General features: G+C 60.9%; 19 protein-coding genes and 1 pseudogene. 10 read left to right on the top strand and 10 right to left on the bottom strand.

What is annotated here, in order from left to right:
* Nucleotides 1-57 precede the first annotated feature (57 nt).
* The 7 genes from PSH97_RS17205 to PSH97_RS17175 all read right to left on the bottom strand — a co-directional run bounded on the left by PSH97_RS17205 (nucleotide 58) and on the right by PSH97_RS17175 (nucleotide 7,322).
* A complete protein-coding gene (locus PSH97_RS17205; RefSeq protein ID WP_305445953.1) occupies nucleotides 58-420 on the bottom strand; it encodes a Na+/H+ antiporter subunit G in 363 nt (120 codons plus the stop codon).
* Nucleotides 417-695 (bottom strand): K+/H+ antiporter subunit F, encoded by a 279-nt coding sequence (locus PSH97_RS17200; RefSeq protein ID WP_038982602.1) that lies wholly within the window; start codon nucleotides 693-695, stop codon nucleotides 417-419. The genes PSH97_RS17205 and PSH97_RS17200 overlap by 4 nt, the downstream gene beginning before the upstream one ends.
* Nucleotides 692-1,180, bottom strand: a complete 489-nt coding sequence (locus tag PSH97_RS17195; RefSeq protein ID WP_305445952.1) for a Na+/H+ antiporter subunit E — start codon at nucleotides 1,178-1,180, stop codon at nucleotides 692-694. The genes PSH97_RS17200 and PSH97_RS17195 overlap by 4 nt, the downstream gene beginning before the upstream one ends.
* Nucleotides 1,177-2,862, bottom strand: coding sequence for a monovalent cation/H+ antiporter subunit D (locus PSH97_RS17190; RefSeq protein WP_305445951.1), 1,686 nt, complete (start codon nucleotides 2,860-2,862; stop codon nucleotides 1,177-1,179). Before PSH97_RS17190 ends, PSH97_RS17195 begins: the two co-directional genes overlap by 4 nt.
* A complete protein-coding gene (locus tag PSH97_RS17185) occupies nucleotides 2,859-3,203 on the bottom strand; it encodes a Na+/H+ antiporter subunit C (protein WP_008029186.1) in 345 nt (114 codons plus the stop codon). Before PSH97_RS17185 ends, PSH97_RS17190 begins: the two co-directional genes overlap by 4 nt.
* Nucleotides 3,203-6,133 carry a monovalent cation/H+ antiporter subunit A gene (locus PSH97_RS17180; protein ID WP_305445950.1) on the bottom strand — a complete coding sequence of 977 codons (2,931 nt, stop codon included), beginning with the start codon at nucleotides 6,131-6,133 and terminating at the stop codon, nucleotides 3,203-3,205. The genes PSH97_RS17185 and PSH97_RS17180 overlap by 1 nt, the downstream gene beginning before the upstream one ends.
* A 160-nt stretch (nucleotides 6,134-6,293) precedes the next feature.
* Nucleotides 6,294-7,322 carry a DMT family transporter gene (locus PSH97_RS17175; protein WP_305445949.1) on the bottom strand — a complete coding sequence of 343 codons (1,029 nt, stop codon included), beginning with the start codon at nucleotides 7,320-7,322 and terminating at the stop codon, nucleotides 6,294-6,296.
* On the opposite strand from PSH97_RS17175, the gene PSH97_RS17170 reads away from it, so the two are divergent.
* From PSH97_RS17170 to PSH97_RS17160, 3 genes and pseudogenes are all read left to right on the top strand, one after another.
* Entirely contained in the window at nucleotides 7,317-7,880 is a 564-nt protein-coding gene (locus PSH97_RS17170; protein ID WP_305445948.1) for a helix-turn-helix domain-containing protein, read from the top strand. The two genes, PSH97_RS17175 and PSH97_RS17170, sit on opposite strands and share 6 nt — an antisense overlap.
* Nucleotides 7,881-7,942: 62 nt before the next feature.
* Complete coding sequence (locus PSH97_RS17165; RefSeq protein WP_305445947.1) at nucleotides 7,943-9,385, top strand: FAD/NAD(P)-binding protein; 1,443 nt, start codon at nucleotides 7,943-7,945, stop codon at nucleotides 9,383-9,385.
* Between the two features lie 43 nt (nucleotides 9,386-9,428).
* Nucleotides 9,429-9,566, top strand: a pseudogene (locus PSH97_RS17160) (DUF6124 family protein); the annotation flags it as partial.
* Between the two features lie 146 nt (nucleotides 9,567-9,712).
* Here PSH97_RS17160 and ppnN read toward each other — a convergent pair.
* Nucleotides 9,713-11,086: a nucleotide 5'-monophosphate nucleosidase PpnN gene (ppnN, locus tag PSH97_RS17155; RefSeq protein WP_305445945.1), complete on the bottom strand. Its 1,374-nt coding sequence runs from the start codon at nucleotides 11,084-11,086 to the stop codon at nucleotides 9,713-9,715.
* A 226-nt stretch (nucleotides 11,087-11,312) separates the two neighbouring features.
* Here ppnN and PSH97_RS17150 point away from each other — a divergent pair, with 226 nt between their 5' ends.
* Nucleotides 11,313-11,840, top strand: coding sequence for a DUF3087 family protein (locus tag PSH97_RS17150; protein ID WP_305449821.1), 528 nt, complete (start codon nucleotides 11,313-11,315; stop codon nucleotides 11,838-11,840).
* Between the two features lie 151 nt (nucleotides 11,841-11,991).
* Entirely contained in the window at nucleotides 11,992-13,566 is a 1,575-nt protein-coding gene (locus tag PSH97_RS17145) for a sensor domain-containing diguanylate cyclase (RefSeq protein WP_305445944.1), read from the top strand.
* Between the two features lie 15 nt (nucleotides 13,567-13,581).
* On the opposite strand, the gene PSH97_RS17140 is transcribed toward PSH97_RS17145, so the two are convergent.
* Nucleotides 13,582-13,968, bottom strand: a complete 387-nt coding sequence (locus PSH97_RS17140; RefSeq protein ID WP_305445943.1) for a DUF2784 domain-containing protein — start codon at nucleotides 13,966-13,968, stop codon at nucleotides 13,582-13,584.
* Between the two features lie 136 nt (nucleotides 13,969-14,104).
* On the opposite strand from PSH97_RS17140, the gene PSH97_RS17135 reads away from it, so the two are divergent.
* The 5 genes from PSH97_RS17135 (at nucleotide 14,105) to PSH97_RS17115 (ending at nucleotide 16,897) form a co-directional block, all read left to right on the top strand.
* A complete protein-coding gene (locus PSH97_RS17135; RefSeq protein ID WP_032830637.1) occupies nucleotides 14,105-14,803 on the top strand; it encodes an AzlC family ABC transporter permease in 699 nt (232 codons plus the stop codon).
* The gene (locus tag PSH97_RS17130; RefSeq protein ID WP_162830927.1) at nucleotides 14,803-15,114 is read left to right on the top strand and encodes an AzlD domain-containing protein; all 312 of its coding nucleotides are present in this window, start codon (nucleotides 14,803-14,805) and stop codon (nucleotides 15,112-15,114) included. The genes PSH97_RS17135 and PSH97_RS17130 overlap by 1 nt, the downstream gene beginning before the upstream one ends.
* A 69-nt stretch (nucleotides 15,115-15,183) precedes the next feature.
* Complete coding sequence (locus PSH97_RS17125; RefSeq protein ID WP_305445942.1) at nucleotides 15,184-15,342, top strand: hypothetical protein; 159 nt, start codon at nucleotides 15,184-15,186, stop codon at nucleotides 15,340-15,342.
* A gap of 267 nt (nucleotides 15,343-15,609) precedes the next feature.
* Nucleotides 15,610-16,509, top strand: a complete 900-nt coding sequence (locus tag PSH97_RS17120) for a polysaccharide deacetylase family protein (protein WP_305445941.1) — start codon at nucleotides 15,610-15,612, stop codon at nucleotides 16,507-16,509.
* Nucleotides 16,510-16,645: 136 nt separating this feature from the next.
* Nucleotides 16,646-16,897, top strand: a complete 252-nt coding sequence (locus tag PSH97_RS17115) for a DUF1652 domain-containing protein (protein ID WP_305449820.1) — start codon at nucleotides 16,646-16,648, stop codon at nucleotides 16,895-16,897.
* A 169-nt stretch (nucleotides 16,898-17,066) separates the two neighbouring features.
* Here the strand turns inward: PSH97_RS17115 and PSH97_RS17110 are convergent, their stop codons facing one another.
* Complete coding sequence (locus tag PSH97_RS17110) at nucleotides 17,067-17,966, bottom strand: LysR family transcriptional regulator (protein WP_305445940.1); 900 nt, start codon at nucleotides 17,964-17,966, stop codon at nucleotides 17,067-17,069.
* Nucleotides 17,967-18,015: the final 49 nt, after the last annotated feature.

The raw sequence follows: 18,015 nt of genomic DNA, 5'->3' as shown, positions 1-18,015 counted from the left end.
GGAACGCTACAGGCTTGCCCGCGAAGAGGCCCTATCAATCAACACAAACCCGCGGATTTAACTCCCCGTTTCCGTCCGCCGACTACTCACCTCGGCCGGCACATCATCCCCCGCCATGCGCTTGCGAAACAGCGCCGCCCGAGCCAGCAGTAGTGTGGTCACCGGCACCGTGATCGACAGCAGAATCGGGATCAGCCAGGCATGTAGCACCGGCGTCGATTTGAGCGCCGAAAAGTAAATGATCGAAGCCAGTGCCACGCACCACGCGCCCAAGGTCGAGGCCAGCGCCGGCGGGTGCATGCGCTGGAAATAATCCTTCATCCGCAACAGCCCGACCGCACCGATCAGCGTAAACAGGCTGCTCAGCACCAACAGAATCGCCACCGCAATTTCCACCCATAGAGACAGTTCAGGCCTCATTCGATCACCTCGCCACGCAGCAGGAATTTGGCCAGGGCAAACGAGCCGACGAAGCCGAACAGGGCGATCAGCAGCGCCGCCTCGAAGTAGGTGTCACTGGCATAACGAATGCCCAGCGTGAGCATCATCAGCATGGCGATGATGTACAGGTAATCCAGCGCCAGAACCCGGTCCTGAGCCGACGGGCCTTTGAACAGCCGGATCAGGGTCAGAATCATCGCCACCGAAAAGATGAACAGGCTCAGCAGGATCGCGTTCGACAGCAATGCGCTCATTCGAAGATCTCCATCAAGGGGCGCTCGTAGGTCGCCTTGAAGTGCTGGATGAATTGGTTTTTGTCATCCAGATCGAAGACGTGCAGCAACAGAATGCTGCGATCCAGCGCCAGTTCCGACCAGACCGTGCCGGGGACCACCGTGCAGATCATCGACAGCGCTGCCAGGCCGTTGGCATCGCGCAAGTCCAGCGGCACCTTGATGAACTGCGAGCGAGGCGCACGACGGCCCGCGTTGAGCACGCCCCAGGCCACGGCGAGGTTGGACACGAGCACGTCGCGCCCGACCAGCAAGAACAAACGCAGGATCACCCCAGGCCGACGAATGCGGATCGGCAGCGGCCGCAGCTTGCGCATCATCAACGGTGCGCAGAACCCCAGCATGGCGCCCAGCAGTAGATTGCCGGGGCTCATCGACAGGTTCAGCACCAGCCACAGCAGCCACAACGCCAGCGACAGCCACGGTGCAGGAAACAGACGCTTCATGGTTGCACCTCCAGCAGCGCTGTCTTGGCTTGCGGGCCTGGAATCACACGGGTGCCGAGCACCGCCATCACGTATTGCTGCGGGTTGTTCAGTGCATCGGCCGCCGCTTGGGTATAGCGCAGCAGCGGTTCGGCCTTGAATGTCAGCGCAATTCCCAGCCCCAGCAGAATGACGATCGGCACGCATTCCAGGCGCCGCAGCAAGGGCGACGGCCGCTCTTGCGGGGTCCAGAAACGCTGGATGCCCAAACGCGAGAAAGCGATCAGCGAGGCCAGCCCGGACAGAATCAACAGGGCGAGCAAACCCCACGCGCCATTTGATATCGGTTCGTCGCTGCCATTACCCAGCCCCAGCGGATTGAGCAGGGCGCTGAGCAGACTGAGTTTGCCGATAAACCCGGAAAGCGGCGGCATACCGATGATCAGCAGGGCGCAGGCGATGAAGCTCAAGCCGAGGAAAGCCATGGTCCAGGGAATCACCTGGCCGACCAGTGCTTTACGTTCGTCATCGAGGTTGAAGCCTTTGGGCGGCTGCAAGGATTCCAGGGGCCGTGGCAACAACTCGCCGTCATCGAACAGCGGCATTTCGTTGGCCGAACGCGAGCGCTCGATCAGTTCGGCCAGCAGGAACAGCGCGCTCAAGGCCAGGGTCGAACTGACCAGATAGAACAGCGCCGCGCCAATCAGGTTCGGCTGGGCGAAACCGATGGCCGACAACAGAATCCCTGCCGACACCAGAATGCTCAGGCTGGCCATGCGTTCCAGGCGTTGCGCGGCGAGGATCGCCACGGCGGCGCAGACGATGGTCGCCATGCCGCCGTAGATCAGCCAGTTGCCACCGAAGTACGCGGATGCCCCGGCCTGCCCGGAGAACAGCAGCGTCCACAGACGTAGCAAGGTGTAGACGCCGACCTTGGTCATGATCGCGAACATCGCCGCCACGGGCGCGCTGGCCGCGGAATAGGCCGGCACCAGCCAGAAGTTCAGCGGCCACATCCCGGCCTTGGCCAGGAACGCCACCGCCAGAATCGCCGCGCCGGCATGCAGCAAGCCGCGATCGGCTTCCGGCACCAGCGGGATTTTCAGCGCCAGGTCGGCCATGTTCAGCGTGCCGGTGACGCCGTAGATCAGCGCCGCGCCAATCAGAAACAGCGACGAGGCCAGCAGGTTGATCGAGATGTAATGCAGCCCCGACGACACCCGTGCCCGGCCCGAACCGTGCAGCATCAGCCCGTAAGAGGCGGCCAGCAGTACTTCGAAAAACACGAACAGGTTGAACAGGTCCGCCGTCAGGAAGGCGCCGTACAGGCCCATCAACTGAATCTGGAACAGCGCGTGGAAACTCGAACCGGCGCCGTCCCAGCGGGCCATGGCGAACAGCAGGGCGCTGACGCCGATGATCCCGGTCAGCACCAGCATCAGCGCCGACAGACGATCAACCACCAGCACAATGCCGAACGGCACCTGCCAGTTGCCCGGCAGGTACACACCGATGGAGCCGGGTACGCCGGTGGCTTGCGTCCATTGCAGCAACATCACGGCAATGCCCAGCCCCAACAGGCTGGAGAACAGATTGATTTTGGCCTTTAACGGGCGGTGTTTCTCACCCAGCATCAGCATCACCGCGGCGGTCAGCAGCGGTAGCAGAATCGGTGCAGCGATCAGGTGTGCCATCAGATTCATTCTTTAGGCTCCCGGCCATCCACATGGTCGGTGCCGGTCAGGCCCCGGGAGGCGAGCAGCACCACCAGGAACAGCGCGGTCATGGCGAAGCTGATGACGATCGCGGTCAGCACCAACGCTTGCGGCAGCGGGTCGGTGTAGTGGAGCAAATCCTGAGGTACGCCGTCCTTGATGTTCGGCTCCTTGCCGATGAACAGGCTGCCCATGCTGAAGATGAACAGGTTGACGCCGTAGGACAGCAGGCACAGGCCCATGACCACCTGGAACGTCCGTGGCCGCAGCACCAGCCACACACCGGACGCGGCCAGCACACCGATGGCGATTGCGATGACTTCTTCCATCAGATGGCTCCTTGCGTGGCAGCCGCTTTGGCCACGGGCTTGGGTTGCGCGCTGGTTTTATGACCGCGTACCGATTGGTGGGCGAGGGCGGTCAGGATCAACAGGGTCGAACCGACCACCACGGCGTACACACCGATATCGAAGAACAACGCACTGGCGATGTGAATGTCGCCCAGCAGCGGCAGTGTGAAATGCCAGGTGTGGGTGGTGAGGAATGGATACCCGGCCGCCATCGCCCCGAGCCCGGTGACCGTGGCGAACAGCAGCCCGGTGCCCATCCAGCGCAGCGGTCGCAGGCTCATTTGTGCCTCGACCCACTGGGTGCCGGCGACCATGTATTGCAGGATGAACGCCACCGACATCACCAGGCCGGCAACGAAACCGCCTCCCGGTTGATTGTGCCCGCGCAAGAACAGATAGACCGACACCACCAGCGCAATCGGCAACAGCAAACGCACCAGCACCGCCGGCACCATCATGAAACCGAGCGCGGTGTCGCTGGCGTGACGCGGGTTGACCAGGTCGGTGACCACATCGGGCGCCAGCAAGCGCTGTTGGGCCGGCAGTTGCAGGCTTTCTTTCGGTGGACGGAAGCGTCGCAGCAGGGCGAACACGGCCAGGGCCACCGCCACCAGCACGGTGATTTCGCCGAGGGTGTCGAAGCCACGGAAGTCCACCAGCATCACATTGACCACGTTGCTGCCGCCGCCTTCGGGCAGGGCGCGACTGAGGTAGAACGAGGAAATGTCGTTGGGCGTCTGGCGGGTCAGCATCGCGTAGGACAGAAGCGCCATGCCACCACCGACCACAGTCGACAGCGCCAGGTCGCGAACCCTTCGAACCCGCGCCTTGCGCAGGCTGCTCGGCAACGGCGAGACCTCTTCGATCCGGCGCGGCAGCCAGCGCAGACCGAGGAGGATCAATACCGTGGTCACCACTTCCACTGCCAATTGCGTCAGGGCCAGGTCCGGTGCCGAGAACCAGACGAAGGTCACGCAGGTCATCAGGCCGCAGACGCTGACCATGGTCAGGGCCGCGAGTCGGTGATACTTGGCTTGCCACGCCGCGCCGAGGGCGCAAGCAATCGCCAGCAGCCAGAGGATCACGAACACGATCGAGCCCTGGATTTTCGGCCGGTCGCCCCAGCTCAGGCTGCTGTGCAGCATCGGGATCAATCCAGCCAGCACGGCGGCGAGCACCACCAGAAACAGTTGGGTTTGCAGGCGCCGGGTGCTGATCCGCCGCTCCAGGCGACGGGCCAGGCGCATCATGATCACCAGGCTGCGCTCGAACAGGCGCTTGCCGTTGAAGTGGCTGATCACCGGCGGGTGTATGAAGCGCCCGCGCTTGAGCTGATTGCGTAACAGCAGATAGAGGGTGATGCCGCCAGACATGGCGATCAGGCTCATGATCATCGGTGCGTTCCAGCCGTGCCAGATCGCCAGGCTGTACTCGGGCAGCGTGCCGCCCACCACCGGCAATGCCGCCGCCGCGAGCAACGGGCCAACCACTTGAGCGGGGAAGATCCCCACCACCAGACAGGTGAACACCAGCAACTCCACCGGCGCGCGCATCCAGCGTGGCGGCTCGTGCGGGGTGTGCGGCAGGTCGGTGGCGGTTGGGCCGAAGAACACGTCGACGGTGAAGCGCAGGGAGTAGGCCACGCTGAACGTCCCGGCGATGGTCGCGACGATCGGAAGGGTCATCTCGATCCAGGCCGTGGCGTTGATGAACACGGTTTCGGCAAAGAACATCTCTTTCGACAGGAAACCGTTGAGCAGCGGTACGCCGGCCATCGACGCGCTGGCGACCATGGCGAGTGTGGCGGTGAACGGGATCAGTTTGATCAGGCCGCTGAGTTTGCGAATGTCCCGGGTGCCGCTCTCGTGGTCGATGATCCCGGCGGCCATGAACAGCGAGGCCTTGAACGTGGCGTGGTTGAGAATGTGGAACACCGCGGCGACGGCGGCCAGCGGACTGTTCAGGCCCAGCAGCAGAGTGATCAGGCCCAGGTGGCTGATGGTCGAGTAGGCCAGCAGGCCCTTGAGGTCGTTCTGAAACATCGCGCAGTAAGCGCCGAGCAACAAGGTGCAGGCCCCGGCCCCGCTGACGATGTAGAACCATTCTTCACTGCCGGACAGCGACGGCCACAGGCGTGCGAGCAGGAACACCCCGGCCTTGACCATGGTCGCCGAGTGCAGATACGCCGAAACCGGTGTCGGCGCCGCCATGGCGTGGGGCAGCCAGAAGTGGAAGGGGAACTGCGCACTTTTGCTCAAGGCGCCGATCAGGATCAGCGGAAGCAGAATAGGGTAGAGGGCATGTGCGCGAATCAGATTGCCGGCGGCCAGAACCTTGTCCAGGTCATAGCTGCCGACCACATGGCCGAGCAGCATGACCCCCGCCAGCAAACACAAGCCACCGGCACCGGTGACCATCAACGCCATATAGGCGCCACGTCGCGCATCGGCGCGGTGGTGCCAGTAGCCGATCAACAGGAATGAAAAGAGGCTGGTCAGCTCCCAGAAAAACACGATCTGGATGAGATTGCCGGAGATCACCAACCCCAGCATGGCGCCCATGAACGCCAGGAAAAACGCGAAGAAACGCGGCACCGGATCGTCTGGTGACATGTAATAACGGGCGTACAGAGAAACCAGCGTGCCGATGCCCAGCACCAGCATCGAGAACAGCCAGGCGAAACCGTCCATGCGCAGAACGAAGTTCAGGCCCAGGCTCGGTAGCCAGAAGAATTCTTCGCGGATCACGCCGCCATGGGCGATTTGCGGGTACAAGAGGGCGACCTGGACGGTGCCGATCAGGGCAACCAGGCCAGCCAACAGCGATTCGGTATTACGCGCGTTGTGCGGCAGCAAGGCTGCCAGACAACTGCCGATAAAAGGCAGAAGCAGTAGAACTATCAGGGACATAGGCTTCTAATCTGCGGAAGTTTGTGAAGCATCATACGTGCCAGCTCCCCGATCACCAAACGCCAAGCTGTCGCAGAATCCTACAAAGTGCGTGGAAAATTCCTGTTTTTCCTTGTTTCAGATCGCTATCGATCGTTCCCACACTCCCGCGTGGGAACGATCAGTGCTCGGCTTCCCGATCCAGATCGTCCTCAACCTCAAGAGCCGCTTTACCCTTGGTCTTCAACTCACTGACAATCACCGCCGCCACAATCAACCCCGCGCCCACCAGCGCAATCGCCGGCAACCGTTCCCCGGCAATCCGCCCGACAATCCCGGCCCACACCGGCTCCCCGGCATAGATGAGCGTTGCCCGCGTCGGCGAAACACTCTTCTGCGCCCAGTTCATCGCCACCTGAATCGCCGCACTCGCCGCGCCCAGCCCCAATGCGCTGCACAACAATAACCAGGAGAACCCCGGAATCACTTCCTGAGTCGGCACCACCATCAGAAACGCCAGCACTGAAGTCACCGCCAGTTGCACCACCGTCACCCGGCGCACGTCGACCTGGCCGGCATAGGTGCTGATCAGAATGATCTCCGCCGCAATCGCCACGGCGCTGATCAATGTGGCGATTTCACCGGGGCTGAAATTGAACGAAGCGCCGGCAGGTCCCGACAGCAGCATCAACCCGGTAAAGGCCAGCATGATCCCGATGCTTGGCATCAAGCCCGGCCGCCGACCCAGCACCAGCCATTGCAGCAACGGCACGAACGGCACATACAGCGCGGTAATAAACGCCGACTGACTGCTGGGAATTGTCTGCAAACCCACGGTCTGCAAGCCGTAACCGAGCATGATCGCCACGCCGATAAACGCCCCGGCCTTGAGTTCGAACAGGGTCAGTTCGCGCAGATGACGCCAGGAGAACAGGGCAACGATAATCGCTGCCGCGGCAAAACGCAGGCCGACAAAAAACATCGGCCCGCTGACGGTCATTGCATGCTGCACCAGCAAAAAGGTCCCGCCCCAGACCATGGTGATCAGCACCAACACGCACTCAGCTTTGCTGAACCGTGAGAAACGGGAGGAAGCAGGGGAGGAGTTCACCGACGTCATGACCTTGCGCGCTACCTGAGGGAGACGCACAATGCGCCGGAAGTTGGGCAGTATACTGCGCAATACCACCAAGTGAGCAATATAGTGCACAAAGATTCCACCCAGCGGGCGTCGGTTCTCCAGCACGTTAGCCAGAACGTTAGACGTCTGCGCCACGCCGCCGACATGAGCCAGACCGCCCTGGCTGAAAAGTCCGGGGTCAGCCGCCGGATGCTGGTGGCCATCGAGGCCGGCGAGAAGAACGTCAGCCTGACCACCCTCGATCGCGTGGCCGAAGCGCTGGACGTGGCCTTCAGCGATCTGATCCAGGCCCCGGATGCCCGCGACCCGAGCCGCATCAACGAACTGGCCTGGGCTGGCACCATCCCGGGCAGTAAAGCGGTGCTATTGTCTAAAGCCACCGCCACCCGCGAAGTTGAACTGTGGGAATGGCGCCTCGAACCGGGTGAACATTACCCTTCGGAGCCGGATGCGGAAGGCTGGAGCGAACAGCTCTATGTGTTCGAAGGCTGCCTGACCCTGATGCTCGGCGACCAACCGCAGAAAATCGCGGCCGGTGAGTTCTTCATGTTCGCCAGCAATCAACCCCATTCCTATCGCAATGATGGGGCGGTGGCGGCGCGGTTTGTGCGTAATGTGGTGATCTGACTGTTCGCCGAGCAAACTACTAATGTGGCGCAAATACGCCTCAATGGATCCGTGAGAACGCCATGACTGAAACACCAGGCGCACAGTTGACTCCCGCCATCCGCCACGCAGACATCCTGATCATCGGCGGCGGCCTCAGCGGCGCGATGCTGGCGGCGCAGTTGTTGCGTTTGCCGGGCAAGCGTCAGGTGCTGGTGATCGAACCTCGCGCCGAACTTGGTCGGGGCGAAGCGTACAGCGCGGTGGAGTTGGGCCATACGCTCAACGGCAACGCGGCGCGGATGAGCATCGATCCTGACAACGCTGATGATTTGACCCACTGGCTGACCGAGTACATTGCGGCCGGCGGTTGGCCGGAGTCGGATCAGCAGCATGTACCGATCAGTGAACTGTTTCCGCCGCGCGGGCTGTTTGGCGTTTATGTGCAGCAGCGTTTGGCCGAGGCGCAGGTGGTGGGCGCGCGGTACGGTTCGACGGTGGAGCATGTGCGCGCGGAAGTGGTCGATGTGCAGACCGATATCGATTCGGTGCGCCTGACCTTGAACGATGGCCAGTGTTTGCAAGGCGCCTATGCGGTGCTGGCCACTGGCATGTTCGCTGCCGCGCGCACGCCGCAAACCGAATCCAGCGGCTTGAACGCAGCGGCGCTCGACCCATGGGATGTGACCGCCATGCGTCAGCTCGATCCGCAGTCAACGGTGCTGATCATCGGCTCGGGCCTGACCATGGTCGATGCCGTGGTGTCCCTGGAACAGGCCGGGCATCGCGGGCCGATCGAAGTGTTCTCCCGGCATGGGCTGCTGCCACATGTGCGGCGACAGCCTCCGGCCTGGGTCGATTTCTTGGCCGAGGATCACAGCATTCGCACGCCGCGTCAGCTGATGCGCGAACTGCGTCGGCATTGCCGCGACGCCATCGCCCAGGGCATCGACTGGCAAGCGCCGCTCGACACCGTGCGGGCGCACATCGGGCGGTTGTGGAGCCAGGCGACGGATGTGCAGCGTCGGCAGTTTGTACGGCATGTGCGGCCGTGGTGGGAAAGCCATCACCATCGCTCGCCGCCGTTGAGTGCCGAGTTGGTGGCGCGGCTGCACGGGGAAGGGCGGTTGCGGATTCATGCTGCATCGTTCAAAGGGTTGGAGCCTTCATCGGTCGGCGGGGTGAATATCCGCATCCGTCGCCGTGGCGAGGCGCAAACCTGCGTGGTGCACGGCGCGGCACTGATCAATTCCAGCGGCATCGAATACGACTGGCGGCGAGTGGCGCGGCCATTGCCGCAGCAGCTATTGGCGCGCGGGTTGGTGCGGCCGGGGCCATTGGCGTTGGGGATTGCGGCCGCGGATGACGGCGCGGTGCTAAGCGCCGATGGGCAGGTCGCCAGCCGCTTGTTCGCCATGGGTCCACCGTTGCGCGGGATGTGGTGGGAGAGCACGGCAGTGACTGATGTGGCGAGCCAGGCCAAGGCGTTGGCGGTGCGGTTGGCAGGTATGTGTCCGGTGGTTTGACCCTGGGTTTTGAGGGTGTTCTTTTCGGCCTCATCGCGAGCAGGCCAGCCCAATGCTCAGTGAGTTCGCCGGATTGATGGACATGCCACATCGCAACATGATGTTGGGGATTCAACAGGTGGTCATGCTCGGGGAGTTGGCAGTCAACCGGGTGCTGGATAACCTCGATCCACGAGGCTAGCGAGGATGATCATTGATCGTTCCCACGCTCCGCGTGGGAATGCAGCCCGGGACGCTCCGCGTCCCTTCCAGAGCCGAACGCAGAGCGTCCGTTGAGGCATTCCCACGCAGAGCGTGGGAATGATCTTTAACTACAGATTTTGCGTATCAAGCCACCACCTGATAACACGGCACATACTCCGCGCCACCCGGCAGTTTCATCCGGTGCTGGGCGACGAAGGCTTTGAGCAGTTTGTCCAGCGGCTGCATGACGGCGGCATCGCCACGGATCTGGTATGGCCCGTGTTCTTCGATCAGGCGGATGCCCTTGTCCTTGACGTTGCCGGCGACGATGCCGGAGAACGCGCGGCGCAGGTTGGCGGCCAGCTCGTGGGAGGGCAGGTTGCGGCTCAATTGCAGGTTGGCCATGTTGGCGTGGGTCGGGTCGAACGGGCGCTGGAAGCCTTCGTCGATCTTCAGCAGCCAGTTGAAATGGAACGCGTCGTTGCGCTCGCGACGGAACTGTTTGACCTCTTTGAGGCCCTGAGTCATCTGCCGCGCCACTTCCACCGGGTCGTCGATGATGATTTCGTAGTGCTGCTGCGCGGCTGCACCGAGGGTCGCACCGACGAAGGCGTGCAACTGTTCCAGGTACGGCGCGGCGCTTTTCGGCCCGGTGAGGACCACGGGGAAGGGCAGGCTTTCATTGTCCGGGTGCATCAGGATGCCGAGCAGGTACAGGAACTCTTCGGCCGTGCCCGCGCCGCCCGGGAAAATGATGATGCCGTGGCCGACGCGGACGAAGGCTTCCAGGCGTTTTTCGATGTCCGGCAGGATCACCAGTTCGTTGACGATCGGGTTCGGTGCTTCGGCGGCGATGATCCCCGGCTCGGTCAAGCCGAGGTAGCGGCCACCGTGGATGCGCTGCTTGGCGTGGGCGATGGTCGCGCCTTTCATCGGGCCTTTCATCACGCCCGGGCCGCAACCGGTGCAGATATCCAGGCTGCGCAGGCCGAGTTCATGGCCGACTTTCTTGGTGTATTTGTATTCTTCGGTATTGATCGAGTGGCCGCCCCAGCACACCACGATTTTCGGTTCGACACCAGGGCGCAGGGTGCGGGCGTTGCGCAGCAGGTGGAAGACGTAGTCGCTGATACCTTGGGAGGTGCTCAGGTCGATGCTCAAGGCGTCGAGTTCGTTTTCGGTGTAGACAATGTCACGCAGGGCACTGAAGAGCATTTCCCGGGTGCTGGCGATCATTTCGCCATCGACGAAGGCGTCGGCCGGGGCGTTCAGCAGTTCCAGGCGTACGCCACGGTCTTGCTGGTGAATGCGGATTTCGAAGTCTTTGTAGGCTTCCAGAATGGTCTTGGCGTTATCGACGTGAGCGCCGGTATTGAGGATGGCCAGGGCGCACTGGCGGAATAGGGTGTAGGTGAGGCCGGTTCCGGCTTCGCTCAGTTGCTGTACTTCACGTTGGGACAGTGTTTCCAGGCTGCCTTTAGGGCTGACTGAGGCGTTGATTACATGTCGTTGGGTCATTCAATGATCCTTAAAACGATGTCACCCGCCGGCAGGCGCATGGCATCCGAATAGTGTGTATCCATGATGAAGATGGCACGAACTGCGCTGTATCGCTATGTCCCCGTTTGACGATGAAAAGATGAAAAGGAGCCTCAGCATAGCTAAATCCTTCGGGGAGGCGATAATGCCCCGCAGTCTTTTTGCCACAGAGCCTTTTACCATTGATGCAAGGAACCCCGTCGCGATGTTCGAAATCCAGCCAATGAATGCCGAAACCTATCGACGCCAGACGCGACGCAGCACGGTAATCATCGCCCTGATGTTCCTGGCGCTGGCGATGCTGCTGTCCACGGCGGCGGTGGCGCTGTTCGGTGAGCCCGGCGGCGACAATCTGCGTTTCAACGTGGGCGGCGTATTTGCCGCGTTGTTGCTGATGGCGGCGCTGATGCGCGGCAAGTTCTGGACCCAGGAATGGATGGCGCCAGCGGTGTACGGTTGGCAGCTCAAGCGTAGTCTGATGAGCATCACCAATGTCATGCATCAGGTGACGGCGGCGGTGGAGAAGGGCGATCCGAATGCCATGAAGCTGCTGCGCTTTTATCATCTGGGACTGAGCCAGATGCATCAGTTGGATGGCAACTCCAGTGACCATAGCCAGTTGACCCGTGAGATGGACCAGCACAAGGCGCGGATGGAGGCGCTGGGTATCGAGACTGAGCAAACGCAATTGAATCCGGCCTGGCTTGAGTCAATAAAGCAGGCGCCGCTGTAACAGGCACGGATGATTTCGATGAGCGTTTTCGTGCAAATCACCTATCGTATTCGTTGATGAGTCATAGTGGTGTGAGCGCCAGGCACGGCTGGCCGGCGTTAAAAGGGCGAACAGGAAAATTCGCCATGTCATAAGGGATTCAGGGAGCGTCATGGGACATCCGTCCGTCAACGGTCGTATTGAAAACACTCGGCTTGCCGCGCCTTCGGTACCCGAGCAACTTGAATCAACGCTCAAGGTTCGATACGCGGCTTTTCTGCTTGCGGTGTGCCTGTCCTTGACGGCCATTGTGATCGTGGAAGGCTGGAACTCGCGCCAGTATCATTTGCGCGACAGCGAAGTGGCGATGTCCAACCTGGCGCAAACCCTGGCCTCGCAGGCTCAGGCCTCGATCAAGCAAGCCGATACGCTGCTGTTTGCCTTGGTGGATCGCCTCGAAAACGACGGCATGGAACCGGAGAAATTTCCCAGGCTGCAACGTTTGCTCCACGCCCAGCGCGGTGAGTTGGCGCAGATCCACGGCCTGTTCGTTTACGACGAAGAAGGCCGTTGGCTCGCCAACTCCAATAACGCTGTGCTGCCCAATGCCAATAACGCCGACCGTGAATATTTCATCTACCACCGTGATCATCCCGACCGGGGGCCTCATATCGGTCCGTCGATAAAAAGCCGCTCGACCGGTGAGTGGATCATGACCGTGTCGCGCAGGGTCAATCACGCCGATGGCCGGTTTGCCGGCGTGGCGCTGGCGACGATCTATCTTAACCATTTCCTGAACCTGTACACCGGCATCGACATGGGCAGGAACGGCGTGATCAACCTGATCGCCGACGATGCCACCATCGTTGTTCGCCGCCCGTTCAACGACGCTGAGATGGGCACCAGCGTTGCCAATGGGCCGCTGTTTACCCAACTGTTGCCCAAGGGCGATTCCGGTACGGCCGTGGTCAAGTCCTATATGGACGGGGTGGAGCGAGTTGTGGGGTTTCGGCGGGTCGAGGATTATCCGCTTGTCGTCTTTACCGCGCTCGACAAGGATGAAGTCCTGGCCGTCTGGCGGCGGGAGTCAATGCTGAACGCAGGCATCGTCGTATTGCTGCTGGGGGTCCTGAGCGTTCTCGGTAATCGCCTGATTCGTCTCATGAGGCAGCAGAACAATATTCAGAACGAATTGCTGGAGGCTCAGGAAAAACTCATTGAGGTGAACCACAGCCTTAAATTGCTGGCTCTGGAGGATGCACTGACCGGGCTCTCCAACCGGCGGCAATTCGATGTGTTCATCCTGGCGGAAATGGGCCGCGCCAGACGTACCCACACCAGCCTTGCGTTGCTGATGATCGATGTCGATCATTTCAAGAGTTTCAATGATCACTACGGTCATCTGGCGGGCGATGAGTGTTTGCGCAAGATCAGCACCATCATCACCGACAACATCCAGCGCCCCGGCGATCTTGCTGCCCGCTTCGGTGGCGAGGAGTTTACGGTGGTGCTGCCCGGCACCGATTATGTGGGGGCGTTTCTGGTGGCGGAAAAAATCCGTCGCGCGGTGCAGCAAACCGACATCAAGCACATCGGCAGTCCCGAAGGCATCGTCACGGTCAGTCTTGGGGTTTGTGCCTACAACCAGACGGCGCAAAGCCAGCCCGAAGACTTGATCGGCGCAGCAGACAAGGCGCTGTATGTGGCCAAGGCCAGTGGCCGGAACATGAGCGTCATTGCCAACTGAACCCAACCAGAGCGGTTACTGCCCTGAACGAGCCAGGTGCCGCAGCTTCCATAACCGGATCAGCCGCAGGTAGATCAGCACGTTGATCGCCAGTACCACGCTGCCCAGCCCCAGCTGAATCGTGGGTGTCAGCCCGGCCGGGTAAATAATCGGCCATACATAATGTTCAATAAAACCACCGCCGTAACCGGTTTGCCCGGCCGCATGGCGCATGAGGTTTTCCCAATCGGTCAGTGGGCACGTCAGGTGGAAAACTTCCACGATCACGCCCCATGCGGCGGCAGGCAGGTGCCACCAGGCCAAATGGTGCCATTTGAGCACCAGCAGCCCGCCGAACAGCACGAACAGAATGAACAACAAGTGAGACAGGACCAGCCCGTCGGCGGCGATTCGGTAAAGCATGTCGATTCCCTGACGCATGATATGAGTCACTTCATGGTACTCGTGCTGGATGATCGCCAAAAGTGCGCAAGATTGTTCAAGCCATCCACCGCGACTGCTGGCACAGTCTGGGGTCTTTCCCTGGTTGTAGAGCGTTATGTCCAACTCACTCATGCCGCGCAGTGCATTCCTTCGCGGTGCCGCGGCCATCATGCCGTTATCCCTGGCGACCGCGCCTTGGGGATTGCTGGCCGGTTCCATGGCCATCGAGGCCAATCTCACACCGCTGCAAGGCCAGGGGCTGTCGAGCATCGTGTTTGCCGGCGCGGCTCAATTGGTCGCCATCGGCATGCTCAAGGGCGGTGCCGGGGTGTTTTCGATTCTGCTGACCACGTTGCTGCTGACCTCCCAGCATTTGCTGTATGGGATGAGCATGCGTTCGGTGATTTCCCCGTTGCCGGGTCGCTGGCGTGTGGGGCTGGGCTTTTTGCTCACCGATGAGTTGTTCGCCCTGACCAGTCAGCATGACAAACAGCAGTTCAATCGTTGGTATGCCCTGGGCGTGGGCCTGACGTTTTACATCGCCTGGAACCTCTTCACCCTGGCAGGCATTGTGTTGGGCAGCAGCATTCCGGGCCTTGAGCACCTGGGGCTGGACTTCTCCATCGCAGCGACCTTTATCGCCTTGATCACGCCAGTGGTGCGCAACGTTCCGACGGTGGTCTGCGTGGCGGTCTCACTGTTTTGTTCGGTGCTGTTCAGTTATTGGCAATGGGGCTCGGCGCTGGTGTTGTCGGGGTTGGCAGGCATGACCGCAGGCTTTATCTGCAACAAACTCTACGTGGGGCGCACATGATGGTTTGGGCTGTGATTATCGGGATGGGCCTGCTGGTATTCCTTAACCGCTACGTATTTCTCGAGCCTCGACTGCCGGTGCGCTTGAGCAGCAATGCCCGGCAGTTCCTCGGTTTCGCGGTACCGGGCATGCTCACCGCGATCTGCGGGCCGATCGTGTTCATGCCCGACAAGCAGTTGAACTTGCAGTGGGACAACCCCTATCTGATCAGTTCGCTGGTGGCCGTGGGTCTGGTGCTTTACACCCGCAACACCTTGCTGAGCATGTTGTTGAGCATGGGGTTCTTCTTTTTGCTGCGGTGGTGGCTCTGAGTCGTCTCATCCGAAACTGTTCTACGCTTAAAACACAGATGACGGATTTTTTGAGCAAGGGAGGTGGACATGGCCACTGAACCAACGCGTCCGGACCCGGATGAAGATATTGATGAACCGACGGAGGAAGAGCTCGAACGGCAGAGGCGTTCGAAGCCGGACTGGAAGCATCCTGACGATGGTAAAGAGCTGTCGGATCGCGACCAGGAGCGTCCGTTGAAACCCTGATCGGCTGGTAATCAAAATCAAAAGATCGCAGCCTTCGGCAGCTCCTGCGCCATTTAATGTAGGAGCTGCCGAAGGCTTCGATCTTTTGATTTTTGGGGCATAACAGCCAGACGGGTACCAGAGTCCGACAGCGAGCGCTGGAACCAAACACTGTGTACCCTTATCCAACCTCGGCTTGCAGTGATCTGCGGGCCGATCGAGGGATGAATGGGCGAGGGGTTTTTGCCATTAAACGTGAGGACCGCAAGGTCTGGTCCAAGGCAAAACATGAAGCAGCTGGTCAAAATTTTCTCCGCATTCGCCATCGCAGTCGGCCTGCTGGGCTGCATCGCTGCGCCCATTGAAATGACGCCGCAGACGCAACAGCGTTTGCACGAGCAAGCGCCGATCCGCTTTCTGCTGACCTTCGACGACGGGCCCAGCGCGTCGGGTTTTTACAACCCGACCGTCACTGTGCTCGACAGCCTCGCGCGCAATCCGCTGCAACCCGACATTAAAGCCGTGTTCTTCGTGCAGACCCGTGACTCACGCGCTGGCGGCGGTGATGTGGGCCGGCAGATCATGCGTCGCGAACATGCCGAAGGTCACCTGTTGGGCTTCCACACGGCCACGCGCCGGCACACCAACCATCGTTCTCTGGACCCGGAAGAACTGGAGCAGTCGCTCAGCAACGGCAGCGCCGACATCGCCGCGATCAGCAAAGCCTCGCCGACCCTGGTGCGTCCGCCATTCTGGAACTACGACAAGCGCACCTTCGCCGCCTATCAAAAGCATGGCATGCACGTACTGCTGACCGACCTGAGCGCCAATGACGGCAAGATCTGGGGTTTCAACGCCAGCCCCCGTCGGCGGGCCAATATGCTGCGGCAACTGTCCGAAGTCCGCGAGCGCATTGCCCTTGGCGAGTTGCCGACGGTGGATGGGGTGATCCCGGTGGTGGTGACCTTTCACGACCTCAATCGCTACACCGCCCGGCATACCCGCGAATATCTGCAAATCCTCCTCGACAGCGCCAGTGCCACAGGCCTGGTCACGGCGCAGAAAGCGTTTTACGACGACACGGCAGCACTGCAGCGTGCGGCCATGGCGCGTACGGTCCGTGACAGTTCAGAGGCGGTTGAGCTGCCAGGGATCTGGAACTGGTTGTGGGGCGCAGATACCCACTGAGCGATGTCGGGGCGATTAACTGTTCAAAGTGAGAAGTAGCTAACACTAATTGTTAGCGTTCGCTGGCGCGGGTTTATTGAAGTTGATCTACGCTGAGTGGATCCAATCGGGAAACCATCCAGGGAAGGTATTCGCCATGGTTCAACTTGCGCAGCTTTGCCAAATTGTTGAGTCCGGTTTCAAACCGCTCTCCTGCGAATGCACGGTGAATGGCGATGAAACATTGCGGATCAAGGTCTTCGATCGCACTACCGGGCGGATTGAGCTGTTGATCACCGGCGTATCGCCCGACGAGTTGACCAGTGTCCGCGATATTTCCAACCTGATCGGCGAACTTCGCACCGAAATGCGCGCCGGACGCAGAGCCCTCGCTGGTGTCATGGCCTAACCGACTCCCTGTAGCAGCTGTCGAGCCCCAGCGAGGCTGCGTTCGGCTGCGAAGCAGTCGTGAATCCAACTGACGCGGTTTGCCTGATACACCGCAAGTTCTGGTTTGACGACTGCTTCGCAGCCGAACGCAGCCTCGCTGGGGCTCGACAGCTGCTACAGCAGTTTGATTACCTGGTTTTCGAGCCTTCACCTGGCAGCAGTTCATCGATCATCTGCAAACAATGATTCAACCCCGGCGATACATCGCCCACGCGCCTGCTGAGGATGATCGGCGAGGTGGCGTTGTCTTCCAGCACCGGGGTGAAGCCAATATCGTCGCGGTGCAGCAACTGCACTGAGGCCGGCACCAACGTCACCCCGATTCCCGCACCCACCAGACCGATCGCTGTTTGCAGCTCATTGGTCCATTGCGCCACGTTGATGTGCACGCCACAGGATTCGAATAACGCGATCACGTGGTCGGCGTAGCTGGGGCGCGGGTTGCCGGGGTAGAGCACGAAGGGTTCTTTTGCCAGTTCACGAAGGCTGATGGGCCCGGCCAGTAATGGATGGCCTGCGGGCAGGGCGGCGACCAGCCGGTCTTCAGTCAAAACCGTCTGGATGATCGCCGGGTCGTCGATGCGGATTCGTCCGAAACCAATGTCGATGCGCCCGGCCTTGAGCGCCTGAACCTGTTGCAACGTGGTCATTTCCGAGAGCCCCAACTCAAGCGCCAGCGGCTCACCGCTGCGCAGTCGGCGAATCAGCTCCGGCAGCACACCATAGAGGGTCGATGGCGCAAAGCCGATGCCCAGCCAGGTCTTTTCGCCCAGCCCGATCCGTCGTGTGTTGTCGCAAACCTTGGCCAACTGTTCGAGCAGGGCGGTGGAATGTTCATGGAAAAACCGCCCGGCGTCGGTCAGCTTCAGCGGTCGGCCGCGCTCCAGCAGAAGCACCCCGAGTTCGTCTTCCAGCTGCTGGATCTGTCGGCTCAGCGGCGGTTGGGCGATGTGCAGCAGTTCGGCGGCGCGGGTGAAGTTGAGGGTTTGAGCCAACACCTGAAAATACCGCAGGTGACGCAGTTCCATGAGGCCTCCGGACGTTGATCGGTTAAATACCTTTAAGGTATCGAGCCAG

Origin of the sequence: Pseudomonas cucumis (genome assembly GCF_030687935.1) — a bacterium.
GTDB classification, from domain to species: domain Bacteria; phylum Pseudomonadota; class Gammaproteobacteria; order Pseudomonadales; family Pseudomonadaceae; genus Aquipseudomonas; species Aquipseudomonas cucumis.
This window is presented reverse-complemented; position numbering and strand designations above follow the sequence as displayed.

What these genes read in the sequence shown, in the direction of transcription:
- PSH97_RS17205 (WP_305445953.1), bottom strand. Translation starts at nt 420, where the DNA reads ATGAGGCCTGAACTGTCTCTATGGGTGGAAATTGCGGTGGCGATTCTG.
- PSH97_RS17200 (WP_038982602.1), bottom strand. Translation starts at nt 695, where the DNA reads ATGAGCGCATTGCTGTCGAACGCGATCCTGCTGAGCCTGTTCATCTTT.
- PSH97_RS17195 (WP_305445952.1), bottom strand. Translation starts at nt 1,180, where the DNA reads ATGAAGCGTCTGTTTCCTGCACCGTGGCTGTCGCTGGCGTTGTGGCTG.
- PSH97_RS17190 (WP_305445951.1), bottom strand. Translation starts at nt 2,862, where the DNA reads ATGAATCTGATGGCACACCTGATCGCTGCACCGATTCTGCTACCGCTG.
- PSH97_RS17185 (WP_008029186.1), bottom strand. Translation starts at nt 3,203, where the DNA reads ATGGAAGAAGTCATCGCAATCGCCATCGGTGTGCTGGCCGCGTCCGGT.
- PSH97_RS17180 (WP_305445950.1), bottom strand. Translation starts at nt 6,133, where the DNA reads ATGTCCCTGATAGTTCTACTGCTTCTGCCTTTTATCGGCAGTTGTCTG.
- PSH97_RS17165 (WP_305445947.1), top strand. Translation starts at nt 7,943, where the DNA reads ATGACTGAAACACCAGGCGCACAGTTGACTCCCGCCATCCGCCACGCA.
- ppnN (WP_305445945.1), bottom strand. Translation starts at nt 11,086, where the DNA reads ATGACCCAACGACATGTAATCAACGCCTCAGTCAGCCCTAAAGGCAGC.
- PSH97_RS17150 (WP_305449821.1), top strand. Translation starts at nt 11,313, where the DNA reads ATGTTCGAAATCCAGCCAATGAATGCCGAAACCTATCGACGCCAGACG.
- PSH97_RS17145 (WP_305445944.1), top strand. Translation starts at nt 11,992, where the DNA reads ATGGGACATCCGTCCGTCAACGGTCGTATTGAAAACACTCGGCTTGCC.
- PSH97_RS17140 (WP_305445943.1), bottom strand. Translation starts at nt 13,968, where the DNA reads ATGCTTTACCGAATCGCCGCCGACGGGCTGGTCCTGTCTCACTTGTTG.
- PSH97_RS17135 (WP_032830637.1), top strand. Translation starts at nt 14,105, where the DNA reads ATGTCCAACTCACTCATGCCGCGCAGTGCATTCCTTCGCGGTGCCGCG.
- PSH97_RS17130 (WP_162830927.1), top strand. Translation starts at nt 14,803, where the DNA reads ATGGTTTGGGCTGTGATTATCGGGATGGGCCTGCTGGTATTCCTTAAC.
- PSH97_RS17125 (WP_305445942.1), top strand. Translation starts at nt 15,184, where the DNA reads ATGGCCACTGAACCAACGCGTCCGGACCCGGATGAAGATATTGATGAA.
- PSH97_RS17120 (WP_305445941.1), top strand. Translation starts at nt 15,610, where the DNA reads ATGAAGCAGCTGGTCAAAATTTTCTCCGCATTCGCCATCGCAGTCGGC.
- PSH97_RS17115 (WP_305449820.1), top strand. Translation starts at nt 16,646, where the DNA reads ATGGTTCAACTTGCGCAGCTTTGCCAAATTGTTGAGTCCGGTTTCAAA.
- PSH97_RS17110 (WP_305445940.1), bottom strand. Translation starts at nt 17,966, where the DNA reads ATGGAACTGCGTCACCTGCGGTATTTTCAGGTGTTGGCTCAAACCCTC.